Source organism: Clostridium sp. SHJSY1 (genome assembly GCF_031626875.1).
In the GTDB taxonomy this organism is placed as follows: domain Bacteria; phylum Bacillota; class Clostridia; order Clostridiales; family Clostridiaceae; genus Clostridium.
Genome location: NZ_JANDMF010000014.1, coordinates 1 through 14,526, shown reverse-complemented (window position 1 = coordinate 14,526; position 14,526 = coordinate 1). Strand labels below are relative to the sequence as shown.

Sequence of the window (14,526 nt, the reverse complement as noted above, 5' to 3'; positions counted from 1 at the left end):
TTGATTTTTTATATTATGGCAATTCTAAATAATTTTGAATTCTTAAAGATAACTCTAGTTTAAATAAGTTATTATTATCATCAAGTGATAGCAGTAGTAAACTTTGAATTTTATTAAAGCGATAGAAGAAAGTGCTTCTATGAATATTTAATTTTCTTGAAGTTTCATTAGCATTTCTGTTGCACTTAAAATAAATTCGTAGTGTTTTTAGTAATTCTGTATTATTTTCTTTATCGTATATACTTAATTTATTAATAGATGGATGAATTAATGTTGATAAATCTATTTTGTAAGAATAACTATTATTATTTTTATATGACTGAAATAAATAATGGTCAATATAATCTTCAAAATAAAATATTTTATTTTGAAGGATAGATTTAGTTGGTAACTTTAAAATATAAGTAGATTGATAAAAATAATCTTGTAGATTATTGAGGTTTTCAAAAACTAAACTTGCACCACAATTTAAATTATTAAGTTCTAATATATCAAAAAGCTTGTCTTTCATATAATCAGTAACAACTTCTTCAGTATCATTGCTTATAAGAAATACAATCATATCTTTATAATATGTTGAAATACAGTTTCCTAAGATATTTTTAAATCTTTTAATTAGATCTTTTAATCCAAAGTTATCTCTATAATCTTTGTAATTTTGTTTAAATGGTACAGAGAGTATAAGCAAATATCTATTTAATTGAAAGTTTATGCATTGCAATCTTTCTTTTGTGTAATTTATATCATCTATCTTATTCATTAATAAATCCATTAGATAGTATTCCTCATCTAATCCAGAATTACTTATAAATAGATTTTCTTTTTGTATTTGCATAGATAGTACTTTAGATAATACATTTGTTATTTCTAAATCATCATCTACAAACTTTTTTTTACTTTGTAGAATAGAAATGTAGGCAATGGCTATATTATTAACCCTAATAGAGCAAAATATTAAATTTTCATCATCTTCATGAAAAAAAGAATTATTTGTATTATGAATTATATCTATACATTTATTTTTCTTCATTAGACTAACAGTATCTAAAAGAAGATAATCTTCTCCATTATGAGTTTCTATACTTGAATTTTCCAATTTTGCAAGGGAGGAACGAGTAATAATTCGATAACTGGTATCTAAAATAAAAATTGGATTATTTAATGAAGTTTCAGCCTTACTTAAGATTCCGTCTATACTATTTTCAGAAAATAAACTATCATATATTTCATATTTTATTTTATATAAATTATGTTCTTTTTTCATAATATACTCCTAAAGTTTAATTCAAAAAAAGTCTAAATAGATAGAGAATTAAGTATATTATTTAGGACTTCTTTTTGATGAGGAAAAATTTTATACATGTTAATATTATAACAGTTCGTTTAATTATGTAAGTAAAAATAATTATTTAAAAGGGAGATATTATATTATGTCATTTACAGTATTAGGTGTTACAGCAGGAAGAAAGAATTCAAATTCAGAAATTTTATTAAAAGAAGCATTACTTGCATGTCAAGAGCAAGGCGCTGATGTTAAAATGATTAATTTAAGAGATTATAATATTGAAGAATGTACAGGATGTACAGCTTGCACACATGGAATGAGTAGTGGAAAGAATGTTGGATGTACATTAAGTAAAAAGGATGATAAGCAAGCAATTATGGATGTTATGTTAAATGTAGATGCTATAATTGTATCAGCACCAACATATGATTTAATGCCAACAGCAACATTTTCAAAATTCATGCATAGAAATCTTGCTTATGAATCAGCATTTTTAGAGTCTATTGGAGCAATAGAGCATAAGGATAGAGTAGCTGGATTGATTGCAGTTGGTGGTTCTACACGTTCATGGCAGTCAATGGCTTTAGAAAGTATGCAAGCAACATGTTTTACAAACGATTTTAAAGTAGTTGATATGTACTTAGCTGAAAGAGTACCAGCTCCTAAACAGTGTTTATTACATGATGATATGATTGAGAGAGCTCATAAAATGGGTGAAAATATAGTCAAATCATTAAAAACTCCAGTTGAGAAGAGAGAATGGCTTGGAGATGAAGATATGGGATGGTGCCCACATTGTCATTCTAATGCATTAATACTTGGAGAATCACAATGGGATGGAATACATTTTCCAGTTGAATGTCAAGTATGTGGTGCAGGTGGAAACTTAGAAAAGACAGAAGAAGGTAAGTGGAAGTTTGTTATTCAAGAAGATGGATTATGCCGTGATCGTACATCTGTTGAAGGAAGAGAGCACCATTTAAAAGAAATTATGCATACACAAGGTGGATTCTATACAGAAGAAAATTTAGCTATAGTCAAAGAAAAATTTGTTAAATATAAAGAGTTAGCATTTCCAACAATAGAAATTAAAAAATAATTCTACATAAAAATAAAGAAACTCAGTTATGGGTTTCTTTATTTTTTATTATATGGTATAAATAGTAAAAAGGCTGTTTTGTATTTATCTAAAAGGGGGGATGGTATGAATAATATTAGTTTAGCTATATTCACAATAGTTAGTTTTATAATTGTAATGGTATTGTCTAAGAAATCATCAATGGTAAGTAATGGGAAAAATAGGACACAGATAAGAATATATAGGATTGGTTGTATTATATTATTTTTACCTGAAATACTAATTAGCTTTATTTTTAGGGGTTATCCATCATTGAATTTTGTTTATTTTACTATATGGTTAACATATGTAGTTATGGCATCAGAAAAATTATTTCCGTCCCATAAAGAAGGGAATATAGAAGATGAAAAAATATTAATAAAAAATAAAAACTGGATTGGATATAGAATTAATTTTAAAACTATTAGAGGAAAAATATTTGTAGGAAGTGTTTTAACAATTATTTTAGTGCTTATGGCGTTTTTTGTAATATCTGATTTTTATAATCCTACTATTAAGATTAGTGTTGATAATATTAAAATTAGTGATTTGGATTATAGTTATGATTTTAATGGGTCAGATGTTAGAAGTATAGAACTTATAGATGATATATCTATATTAAATAAAGTGTATGGAACTGAAACAGCAAAGTATGCTAGAGGAAAATTTAATATTTATAAATATGGTAAGTCGCAAGTATATATTTATAAAGATACAAACAAATATATCTTTATAAATTTAAATGATACAAATATAATATATAATACAAGTAGTGAAAAGGATACTTTAGAAGAATATAAAAAATTAAAATCATATATATCTAACTTGCAAAAAAATAAATAATTTGATTAATGCAGAGAACTATTTTATAAAACAAAATAATTCTCTATTTTTTATGGTTTATACAAATATGATTTAATAATAATTAGATATTAATTGTGCAAATGTACAAAAAAAAAAGTTAAGTAAACAATATTAAGAAAGAGAGAAATAAATTATTATTATTGTATAAGTTAAGTAAACGTTAACTCTAAAATTGTTATTAACAGAATAAGAAAATTAAAAAGACTTATGAGTTGATTATTAAAGAATTAAATTGAATCCTATAAAATTCTAAATATCTATAAATAAATTTTACAATATTAGAAAGGTGTGAATTATATGAAATTATCTAGAGCTATAGCTCAAAAAATTGTTTCTGAAATGATGGATGTAATTCCTTATAATATAAATGTTATGGATGAAAATGGAGTGATTATAGGTAGCGGAGATAGAAACAGGGTAGGAAATATTCATGAAGGAGCAATAAAAGCAATAGGTAATCAGGCTATAAATGAAGTATATGAAGAAGAAGGAAGAATGAAGCTTGGAGTGAATGAGCCAATAATTATAAATGGGGAAATAATAGGAGTAATAGGGATTACAGGCCATCCAAGAGATGTAAGGAGGTTTAGTAAGTTAGTTCGTGTAACTGCAGTTCTATTAATTGAACAGGCAAAAATTAATGAAGAAACTCAAAGTTTAAGATTAAATAGACAAAAATTTTACCATGAATTAGCACATAGAAAAATAGAGTATGATGATGAGTTTTATCAGAGAGCAAAAAGTTATGGAATGAATCTTACTAAAAAAATTCAAGCAGTTCTTATAAAGGGAAATATAAATTCAGAAAGTTTCAAAAAATTATTTAATAAGTATTCTCATTATTGTGAGTTTGATAATAGTAAAGCAGTATTTTTTACTACAAATAGTATTAGTAATAGTGATTTATTAAAAACAATTGAAAAAAGTGAAGACATAAATAAGATAAGCCTTGGAGGAGAAAATAATATTGCAGCTATTTCTTTAGAAAATGCAGAGATGGCAATGAATGTTGGAATGAAAATAAAGCCATCAAAGAGTATCTATTCATATGGTGAATTAAAATCATTTATAAATTTATCATGTAAAGATAAATCTTATGTAATTTCTTTAATTTCAAATCTTGATAAGGCAGGAAATAGATTAGAACTTATTCAAACTATGCAAACATATATAGAGGAAAATGGGGATATTAGCCTTGTTTCTAATAAGTTAAATATACATAGAAATACTTTAAATTACAGATTAGAAAGGATAAAGCAACTAACTGGAAAAAATCCGAAAGTTTTATTGGATTTATTTGAGTTATTATGTGGATTAATTTGGAGGTAAAAATATGAGTAAATTAGTTATAGAAGAAGCAGGAAGGTGCTTGAATTGTAAGAGACCATTATGTAAGGAAGGGTGTCCTGTAAATACACCAATAAATGAAGTTATACAAATGTTATTAGATGGAAAAGTTATAGAAAGTGGTGAAAAACTATTTGAAAATAATCCATTATCAGTAGTCTGTTCTTTAGTTTGTCCTCATGAGAAGCAGTGTGAAGGACATTGTATTTTAGGTAGAAAAGGCAAGCCAGTAAAATTTAGTGTTATTGAAAATTATATTTCAGAGTATTATTTGAATTTTATAGATACAAAGGTAGTAGAAAAGAATAATAAAAAAATTGCAATAATAGGGTCAGGACCAGCAGGTATTAGCATTGCAATAATACTTGCATCTAAAGGATATGATATAACTATTTTTGAAGTTCATGATAATATAGGTGGAGTACTAAGATATGGTATTCCTGAATTTAGGTTACCTAAAACTATTTTGGAAAAGCTGAAAGAAAAGTTAATTAGCATGGGAATTAAAATAAGACCAAATACATTAATTGGACAAACTATAACGATAGATAATATTTTCAGAGATGGATATAAAGCAGTATTTATAGGAACAGGGGTATGGAAACCGAGATCATTAGGACTAAGAGGGGAAACTTTTGGAAATGTTCATTATGCCATTGATTATTTAAAGAATCCTAATAGTTATAACTTAGGCAAAAAAGTATGTATAATAGGAGCTGGAAATGTTGCTATGGATGTTTCACGAACTGTGCTTAGAAATGGAGTAAGAGATGTATCTGTAATGTTTAGAGGTGGAGAAGAAAATATAGAAGCTGAAAAAATAGAAGTGGAATATACTAAACTTGAAGGTGTTAAGTTTGAATACTTTAAGTCTCCCATAGAAATATTAGATGAAGGAGTTAAATACTTAAAAACTAAAGTGATTAAAGATGAAAATGATAGAGATGTATTTTTAACCTCAGATGAAGATGGTGTATTTAATTGTGATTCAGTAATTATAGCAATAGGACAAGGTCCAAAATCCAATATTATATCTAGTGCTATGGACATAGAGGTAAATAAAGCAGGGCTAATAACAACTGATGATTATGGAAGAACTACAAGGGCTGGAGTATTTGCATCAGGAGATGTAGTAACAGGGGCTAAGACTGTTGTAGAAGCAGTTAGAGTGTCAAAAAAAGTAGCTAAGGCTATTGATGAATATGTAAAATCAAATGAATAGTTGACTTAATATTTTTTGTTATTAGAATGTATTAAAAAATAATGTTAAAAATTGATATTTAAGAAAAAAATAATAAAAGTTATTGACAAATGGAAAAGAAAAGAATATATTATATAAAACAAAGCAAACATATAAGATTTGGGTGTTATGTGTAGCTGTTAAGTAAGTCTGACTAGAAAACTAGAGGATGTACTTCTAAGGGTAGAAGTATGTTCTCTTATTTTTTTTAGGATAATTGGGGGAGGAGAAATTAACAATGTCAGAAAAAAGATTAAGACAAGTAGCTATATATGGGAAGGGAGGAATAGGAAAATCTACAACTACACAAAATCTAACTGCAGGCCTGGCGGAGATTGGAAAAAATATAATGGTAGTTGGTTGTGACCCAAAGGCAGATTCAACAAGATTGTTATTAGGAGGGCTAGCACAAAAGACTGTTCTAGATACATTAAGAGAAGAAGGTGAGGATATAGATCTAGATTCTATAATGAAAACAGGGTTTAAGAGAATAAGATGTGTTGAATCTGGAGGCCCAGAACCAGGAGTGGGGTGTGCTGGACGTGGAATAATAACTTCTATTGGAATGTTAGAAAGGTTAGGAGCATATACAGAAGATTTAGATTATGTATTTTATGATGTTCTTGGAGATGTAGTTTGTGGTGGATTTGCAATGCCTATAAGAGAAGGTAAGGCAAAGGAAATATATATAGTTGCAAGTGGAGAAATGATGGCACTATATGCTGCAAATAATATAGCAAAAGGAATTCAAAAATATGCATTAAAAGGTGGAGTTAGACTGGGAGGAATTATTTGTAATAGTAGAAATGTTGATAGAGAACTAGAACTTCTAGAAGCATTTGCTAAGGAGCTTGGAACCCAATTAATTCATTTTGTTCCAAGAAACAATGTGGTCCAGAGGGCAGAAATAAGAAAGAAAACAGTGATTGAGTTCAATCCAGAAGAGAGTCAAGCTGATGAATATAGAGAACTTGCTAAAAAGATAGAAGAAAATGAGTTGTTTGTAATTCCAAAGCCAATGAGTCAAGAAAGACTTGAAGAAATTTTAATGGAGTATGGATTATTAGATTAATAAGAAATTTAAGAGAGGCGGGAATGAATGAGTTATAAAGTTGCATTTGCAAGTAGTGATGGAAAAGTTGTTAATCAACACTTTGGGAAAACAAAACAATTTTTGATAGTTGAAATAAATGATGATGGATATAAATATGTTGAGACAAGGGTAAATGAGCCGTCTTGCCAAGAGTTTGAACATACAGAAGAAGCATTAAATAAATCTATTAAATTAATATCAGATTGTAAGGTGGTTTTTATCTCAAGAATAGGTAGTGGAGCATTAGCAAAAGTAGAATCCAATGGGATTAGTGGCATTGAAGCACCTTATTTTATAGAAGATATTATAGAAAAGATATTAGATTCAAGATTAAAAATATTTAAGTGAAAAGGAAGTAGTTAAATGGGGGATTTTAATCATTTAGTAAAAACTCATCCCTGCTTAGGGGGAGAAGCACATTTTAAATATGGTAGGATACATTTACCTGTAAGTCCTACCTGTAATATTCAATGTAAGTTTTGTAAAAGAGGATTTAATAAATCAGAAGTACGTCCAGGAGTAAGTTCGTTATTACTTAGTCCAGAAGAAGCTGTAGAAACTGTGAGAAAAGCATTGAAATTATGTCCAGAAATTAGTGTGGTTGGAATAGCTGGGCCAGGGGATACTCTTGCAACTGACCATGCAATTGAAACATTTGAAAGGGTAAAGAAGGAGTTTCCTAATCTTATTAATTGTTTAAGTACTAATGGGTTGAAGTTAGAGGAAAAGGCAGAGAGAATTGTAAAAGCTGGGGTAGAGACTGTAACAGTTACAGTTAATTCTATAGATCCAAAAATTCAAAGGAAAATATGTTCTTTTGTTCTAGATGAGAATGGACAAAAATTAGAAGGTGAATTGGGAGTTGAAAAGTTAATAGATGCACAACTTAGAGGGATAAAAAAAATTAGTGATTTAGGTGTGATAGTTAAGATAAATAGTGTCTTAATACCAGGAATAAATGAAAAACATATAAAGGAAGTTGCTAGAGTCACTAACGAATTAGGAGCATCTATATTAAATATAATTCCTTTAATACCACAAAATGAATTAGCAAATCTTAAAGCGCCAACATGTACTTCTTTAGAAGTGTGCAGAGCAGAAGCAGGAGAATATCTTGATGTATTTAGACATTGTAAACATTGTAGAGCAGATGCTTGTGGAGTGCCAGGAAAAAATCAAGATATTCATAGCCAGCTTTATGATAAGGAAGTAGTAGAAACATTTTCACATGGATAAAGTGAGGTTTATTAAGTATTTTAGGGGGCAAAAATATGACAAATAAAAAAATTAATCTTAATATTCCTGAAGTTGAAAGTCGGGAGCAACGTCTAGGAACAATTATTGCTTGGGATGGTAAAGCATCAGAGTTATCAGAGCAATCTTCATATGAAAAAAGAGGATGTCAAGGAAGAGGAAAACAATGTAGGCTTTGTGAAATGAAAGGACCATTTACGCAAGGATCAGTGTGTAGTGAGCAAATGGTAGAGTGTCAAGCTGGAAATGTAAGAGATGCAGTGCTTATTCAACATTCTCCTATAGGATGTGCTGCAGGCCAAGTACCATATAATTCTATATATCGTAACGGTCTAGCTCTTAGAAACTTACCTGTAGAAAATATAAGAATCATTTGTACAAATTTAGATGAAGGAGACATGGTATTTGGAGGAATTAAAAAATTAAAACAATCTATAAAAGATGCATATGAAAGATATAGCCCTAAGGCTATTTTCTTAGGAACATCTTGTGCAACTGGAATCATAGGCGAAGATATGGAGAGTGTAGCAAATGAAGCTGAAGAAGAACTTGGAATACCTATAATTGCTTTGTCCTGTGAAGGCTTTAGGTCAAAGCATTGGAGCACAGGTTTTGATGCTACACAACATGGTATTTTAAGAAAAATAGTAAATAAAAATCCTAAAAAACAAGAAGATTTGATTAATGTCATTAATCTTTGGGGATCAGATGTTTTTACTCCAATGTTAGGTGAATTAGGATTAAGAGTAAACTATGTAGTGGATTTAGCAAAGGTAGAAGATTTGTATAAACTTTCAGAAGCTGCAGGAACAGTTGGTTTTTGTTATACGTTATCATCATATATGGCAGCTGCACTAGAACAGGAATTTGGAGTTCCAGAAATAAAGGCTCCTCAACCATATGGATTTGCAGGAACAGATGCTTGGCTTAGAGAAATTGGAAGAGTGACTCACAGGGAGGAACTTGTGGAAACTTATATTGAAAAGGAACATAAAAGAATAAAACCTAAGCTTGAAGAACTTAGAGAAAAGTTAAAAGGGGTTAAAGGATATGTTGCAACTGGATCAGCTTATGCACATGGTTTAATAACTGTTTTAAGAGAGCTTGGAGTAGAAGTAAATGGTTCGTTAGTATTTCACCATGATCCTGTTTATGACAGTGGTGATCCAAAGCAAGATTCACTTAAGTTCTTGATTGATAACTATGATGATGTACCTTCATTTAGCGTAAGTAATAGGCAACAGTATCAATTCTATGGGCTTCTTAAAAGGACAAATCCAGATTTCATACTAATAAGACATAATGGTCTTGCTCCATTAGCTTCTAGGCTTGGAATACCTGCAGCACCACTTGGAGATGAACATCTTGCTATTGGTTATGATGGAATGATTAAATTAGGTGAAGCTATTTTGGATATCCTTGCACATAAAAAATTCCACCAAGATCTTAAAGAACATGTTAAGTTACCTTATACAAAATGGTGGCTTGAACAAGAAGATCCATATATATTAGCTAAACAACCTGAAATATTAAATGAAAATATTATATGATTGAATTTTTGAAGGAGAAAGTTATGGGGAATAATGAAAATATAAAATTACAACAAACAAATTCAATAAACCAAGTGCGTTATGGTTGTGCGGTTGGAGCATTATATAGTGTATCGTCTATTCCAGGTGCAATGCCAATTGTAAATTGTGGACCAGGGTGTGCAGACAAACAGTATATGAGTCTTGCGTTTTATAATGGGTTTCAAGGTGGAGGATATAGTGGAGGAGCAGTATCACCAACTTCAAATGCAGGTGAAAATGAAGTAGTATTTGGTGGAGAAAAAAGACTTAGAGAATTAATTAAGGCTTCATTAAAGGTTATGGATGCAGAATTGTTTGTGGTTTTGACAGGATGTATAGGAGAAATTGTAGGTGATGATGTAGGATCTGTAGTAGGAGAATTTCAAAAAAAAGGAGTTCCAATAGTTTATGCAGAAACAGGAGGCTTTAAAGGAAATAATTTTATAGGTCATGAAATAGTTGCAAAAGCCATTATAGATCAATATGTTGGTGAATATGATGGAGTGAAAGAAGAAGGACTTGTAAATGTGTGGTCACTTTTACCTTACCAAAATACTTTTTGGAGAGGAGATCTTACAGAAATTAAGCGTGTACTAGAGGGGGCAGGGTTAAAGGTAAATATTTTATTTGGTCCTGTATCAAAAGGGGTTAGTGAGTGGAAAAGTATTCCTAAAGCGCAATTCAATTTATTAATTTCCCCTTGGCTTGGAGTAGAAATCACTAAACATTTAGAAGAAAAATATAATCAACCTCTCTTGCATATCCCTACAATACCTATTGGAGCAAAGGCAACAAGTCAGTTTCTGCGAGAGGTAGTAAGTTTTGCTGGAATTAACAATGAAAAATCTGAGGAGTTTATAAAGGAGGAAGAGAGAAGTTATTATTACTATTTAGAGCATTTTTCGGATTTTTATGCAGAGTACTGGTGGGGGTTACCTGCAAAGTATGCTGTAGTAGGGGATAGTGCATATAATTTAGCTTTAAATAAATTCTTAGTAAATCAACTTGGGCTAATTCCTGGAAAGCAAATTATTACTGACAAACCACCAGAAGAGTATAGAGAAGCAATCGAAAGAGAATATAGAAATTTAGCAAGTGATGTTTCTACAAGTGTTGATTTTGCAGAGGATGGATACATAATAGGTGAGTTATTAAGGCAAACAGATTTTGGGCATAAACCACCTATTATATTTGGAACTACATGGGAAAGAGATATTGCAAAAGAATTAAAAGGAGCAGTTATTGAAGTAGGTTTCCCGGCATCATATGAAGTTGTGTTATCTAGAAGTTATGTAGGATATAAAGGGGCACTTAATTTATTAGAAAAAATTTATACTACAGCAATTAGTGCGAGTGCTTAAGGGATTTTTATTATAAAAGTAGGAAAAGATAAATTTTAATTTAAAAAGTTATCTTTTCCTACTTTTTTATTTTAACAATAGAGTTTTTAATTTTGTTTTTCTGATAAAAGTGACTACAATTATTGATAACATCAAAGTAAGAATAAATTTAATCATTGAATTTGAAGCTAGTGTAGGTAGTAAAATTGTAATCCAAATCATCAATATTTGATGAGAACAATAAATACCAATACTATATTCTTTACAAGTTTTTGAAAATTCGCTTGATATATTGTTTTTCTTATAATTTAATGCCCAAATTAGAATTAGAGGAGCAACTATAATTGTAGAAAGATACATATTTGCATCTTTAGCAATTCCAGTTTTGTTTAGTATAAATGTTTCTATTAATAATATTATTATTGAAATAATTGCTAATATTCCTGGAAAATTAAATTTTTTATTTAATTTATATTTGTTTATAGCTGCTCCTAATGAAATGAACAGTATTGATTCAGTGATGCCTATTTGTGGAAGAAAAAACATAGATGAATAATCATCTATCAATATATTATTAAATAATCCATAGTAGGTGTCTCCGGTTATTCCAAATAGATATAATAGCATACCTATTATAATTAAAAAGAGTATTTTATCATTTTTTAATAATTTTGATATTAGAAATATAGATAATATCAATGAAGAAATATACCAAAGGCTTCCTGTAACACCTACTAAAAGTAAGCGTCTAATGATAAACATTGGTGAATTTAAATAGTTTAGTACAGTAGGAAACAATGTTATTAATTCTATAGAAATCCAAGCTATATATAATATTAGTAATTTTTTCAGTGTTGATTTTGGCTCGGATTTTTCTTGGATTCTATCGTATAAAAAATAGCCAGAAACTAAGAAGAAAAAAGGTACTGCAATTCTACAAATTCCCATACTAGTTGCAATTCTTAAGTTTTCATTAATAGAGCTAAAGGCCATTGTATGAATAGAAACAACACCTAAGGCAAAAATCAATCTAAGCACATCTATGATCGGATAATATTGTCTTTCTTTTGAATTCACTTTGAAAATCTCCTTATAAAATATATTTATACTTTTATATTCATCAAAAATAAAAATATATTTATTTTTATAATGTTTTCGTAACTTTAGTTTTTTTTGATGAAAGTATTGTATATGAATTTGTAATTCCATTTGACGCTGAAGCTACAGTGATATTATCAAATATGATTGAAAATAGTGTTTATGTAAATGGTGTTTTATATAAAGAGGTAGAAAGAGAAGGAAATAATATAAAATTGAATTTGAAGGCAGGAAAATATATAGTGAAGTAGAAAATTAACTTGATTTATATTTAATCTGAAATATGAAAGGCTTTCTGTATAATCTATTAGTAATTAAATTTTACAGAGATTAATTTATGTTTATATAAAAAATAGTTAAAGAAAAATAGAGGAGTTTTATGAAGAGTAAAAGCACCTCTATTTTTATGCTTTATATTATGGTTTGGGTATTTTAATTTAAGAGATAACATTTTTGTGAAAATTTCAGTAACTTCTATATCGGAACTAGTTATAGATTTGATGTATAATTTTAGTTGATTTAGAAATTTTAAAGGAAGTGAAATAATGCATATGAAACTTTTCAATGAGATTGAAACTATAAAACAACAAAATGATGCGTTAGTTATAGTAAAAAATCTTATAAAAGAAGCGAATAGTGAATCGGATGTAAGCATGGTATCATCGCTTAATGATGTGCTAGATACTATATATACATTAAAACAATTAATCATAATAGCAAATTCGATAGATTATGGTGTACATATAATAAATTCTGAAGGGGTAGTTGTCTATATTAATGATAAATTTTCTAAACACACAGGATTTACAAAAAGTATTATAGGAAAATCTATTAATGAATTATCAAATAACAATTATATTCCTGACATTGCCATAAAAGCTTTAAAAACAAAAGAAATTGTAACTGTCAGAATGAGAATTAAAGAATTAAATAAAATATATTCAATTACAGCAAATCCTATATTTGATGAGAATAAAAATCCACTTGGAGTTATTATTAATGACAGAGATATTACAAACTTAATAGAAGTAAGAGAAAAAATAAATATAATAAATGTTGATTTTGAGAGACTTCCTAAAAAAGTTAGCAATAATATACAAAAGAGTATGGTAGGAGTTAGCAGTAAAATAGGTACAATTAAGCAATTAGTTTATCAAGTCGCTCCTTATGATACTACAGTATTAATAACAGGAGCAACAGGTACAGGTAAAGAAATAGTTGCTAATGAAATACATAAAAATAGCAGTCGATCTGAATATTCATTTATAAAAATTAATTGTTCAGCAATACCTAAAGAACTCATAGAATCTGAACTTTTTGGATATGAAAAAGGAGCATTCACTGGGGCTAATTCTAACGGAAAGCCTGGAGTATTTGAGCTTGCTGACAAGGGAACTATCTTGTTAGATGAAATTGGAGATATGCCTCTTAACCTTCAAGCAAAATTGCTGAGAGTATTACAAGAAAAAGAAATTACTCGTATTGGTGGAACAAAAACTATAAAGCTAAATTGCAGAATTATTGCAGCAACTAATTGTGATATATATAAATTGGCGAGAGAAGGAAAGTTTAGAATGGATTTATATTATCGATTAAATGTATTTCCTATTGAACTTCCTACTTTAAAAGAAAGAAAAGAAGATATAAAGCCATTAATTGAACACTATGTAAGTATTTTTAATGAGAAGTATAACAAGAAATTCAGAATTAAGGAAGAACAATATTTGATATTTCTTTCCTATGATTGGCCAGGGAATATACGAGAACTTCAAAATATCATAGAAAGATTTACTATTATATCAGGTGTTGAAGGAAACGTAAGTACAGAAATAGTTTCTTCTATTTTAGGAATTAATAGTATATCAATAGATAAACCTATTGGAATAAAAGAAAAGTTAGAAGAGCTTGAAAAGATTGAGTTAATTAAAGCCCTTAATATAGGAAAAAACACTAGAAAAGCTGCAGAAATTCTAAAAATAAGCCAATCAAATGTAGTTAGAAAAGCAAAAAAATATGATATAAAATTATATGATGCTTAATTGCATCTATTATAATGATAAATGAATCAAGTTATATAAATAGCTATTTATCTATAATTTTTATAATAATGTTGATAATCATCTTGATGCAAAAGTGAATCAAGATGATTATTTTTTTATTAATAGCTTAATTTAAAACTTGGCATGATTCTTGCTTGTATAAATTTATGTTCCATATTTTATACAAGGAGGAGTTAAAAAATGTTATCTTTAGTGACTATAGTATAGGAAGTAAATAATAATATAACTATATATAATAGTAGTATTATATAAAGCTA

At 28.6% G+C, this 14,526-nt stretch carries 13 protein-coding genes; 11 read left to right on the top strand and 2 right to left on the bottom strand.

Going from position 1 to position 14,526, the window contains the following annotated elements; all coding sequences use genetic code 11:
• Window positions 1-13: 13 nt before the first annotated feature.
• Window positions 14-1,264, bottom strand: a complete 1,251-nt coding sequence (locus NNC19_RS08585; protein WP_310938223.1) for a helix-turn-helix domain-containing protein — start codon at window positions 1,262-1,264, stop codon at window positions 14-16.
• 166 nt (window positions 1,265-1,430) lie between these two features.
• Between NNC19_RS08585 and NNC19_RS08580 the strand changes: the two genes are divergently transcribed.
• The 9 genes from NNC19_RS08580 (at window position 1,431) to NNC19_RS08540 (ending at window position 11,132) form a co-directional block, all read left to right on the top strand.
• Entirely contained in the window at window positions 1,431-2,384 is a 954-nt protein-coding gene (locus tag NNC19_RS08580; RefSeq protein ID WP_310938222.1) for a flavodoxin family protein, read from the top strand.
• A gap of 105 nt (window positions 2,385-2,489) precedes the next feature.
• Window positions 2,490-3,245 carry a hypothetical protein gene (locus NNC19_RS08575; RefSeq protein WP_310938221.1) on the top strand — a complete coding sequence of 252 codons (756 nt, stop codon included), beginning with the start codon at window positions 2,490-2,492 and terminating at the stop codon, window positions 3,243-3,245.
• 318 nt (window positions 3,246-3,563) lie between these two features.
• Entirely contained in the window at window positions 3,564-4,595 is a 1,032-nt protein-coding gene (locus NNC19_RS08570; RefSeq protein WP_310938220.1) for a sugar diacid recognition domain-containing protein, read from the top strand.
• A 4-nt stretch (window positions 4,596-4,599) separates the two neighbouring features.
• Window positions 4,600-5,835 carry an NAD(P)-dependent oxidoreductase gene (locus NNC19_RS08565; protein WP_310938219.1) on the top strand — a complete coding sequence of 412 codons (1,236 nt, stop codon included), beginning with the start codon at window positions 4,600-4,602 and terminating at the stop codon, window positions 5,833-5,835.
• Window positions 5,836-6,091: 256 nt separating this feature from the next.
• Window positions 6,092-6,925: a nitrogenase iron protein gene (nifH, locus tag NNC19_RS08560; RefSeq protein WP_310938218.1), complete on the top strand. Its 834-nt coding sequence runs from the start codon at window positions 6,092-6,094 to the stop codon at window positions 6,923-6,925.
• Between the two features lie 27 nt (window positions 6,926-6,952).
• Window positions 6,953-7,294, top strand: a complete 342-nt coding sequence (locus NNC19_RS08555; RefSeq protein WP_310938217.1) for a NifB/NifX family molybdenum-iron cluster-binding protein — start codon at window positions 6,953-6,955, stop codon at window positions 7,292-7,294.
• Between the two features lie 15 nt (window positions 7,295-7,309).
• A complete protein-coding gene (locus NNC19_RS08550; RefSeq protein ID WP_310938216.1) occupies window positions 7,310-8,182 on the top strand; it encodes a radical SAM protein in 873 nt (290 codons plus the stop codon).
• A 35-nt stretch (window positions 8,183-8,217) separates the two neighbouring features.
• Window positions 8,218-9,750 (top strand): nitrogenase component 1, encoded by a 1,533-nt coding sequence (locus NNC19_RS08545; protein ID WP_310938215.1) that lies wholly within the window; start codon window positions 8,218-8,220, stop codon window positions 9,748-9,750.
• A gap of 23 nt (window positions 9,751-9,773) precedes the next feature.
• The gene (locus NNC19_RS08540; protein ID WP_310938214.1) at window positions 9,774-11,132 is read left to right on the top strand and encodes a nitrogenase component 1; all 1,359 of its coding nucleotides are present in this window, start codon (window positions 9,774-9,776) and stop codon (window positions 11,130-11,132) included.
• A 66-nt stretch (window positions 11,133-11,198) separates the two neighbouring features.
• Here the strand turns inward: NNC19_RS08540 and NNC19_RS08535 are convergent, their stop codons facing one another.
• Complete coding sequence (locus NNC19_RS08535) at window positions 11,199-12,188, bottom strand: acyltransferase (RefSeq protein WP_310938213.1); 990 nt, start codon at window positions 12,186-12,188, stop codon at window positions 11,199-11,201.
• A 149-nt stretch (window positions 12,189-12,337) separates the two neighbouring features.
• Here NNC19_RS08535 and NNC19_RS08530 point away from each other — a divergent pair, with 149 nt between their 5' ends.
• The gene (locus tag NNC19_RS08530) at window positions 12,338-12,460 is read left to right on the top strand and encodes a hypothetical protein (protein WP_310938212.1); all 123 of its coding nucleotides are present in this window, start codon (window positions 12,338-12,340) and stop codon (window positions 12,458-12,460) included.
• Between the two features lie 294 nt (window positions 12,461-12,754).
• Window positions 12,755-14,248, top strand: a complete 1,494-nt coding sequence (locus NNC19_RS08525) for a sigma 54-interacting transcriptional regulator (protein ID WP_310938211.1) — start codon at window positions 12,755-12,757, stop codon at window positions 14,246-14,248.
• Window positions 14,249-14,526 lie beyond the last annotated feature (278 nt).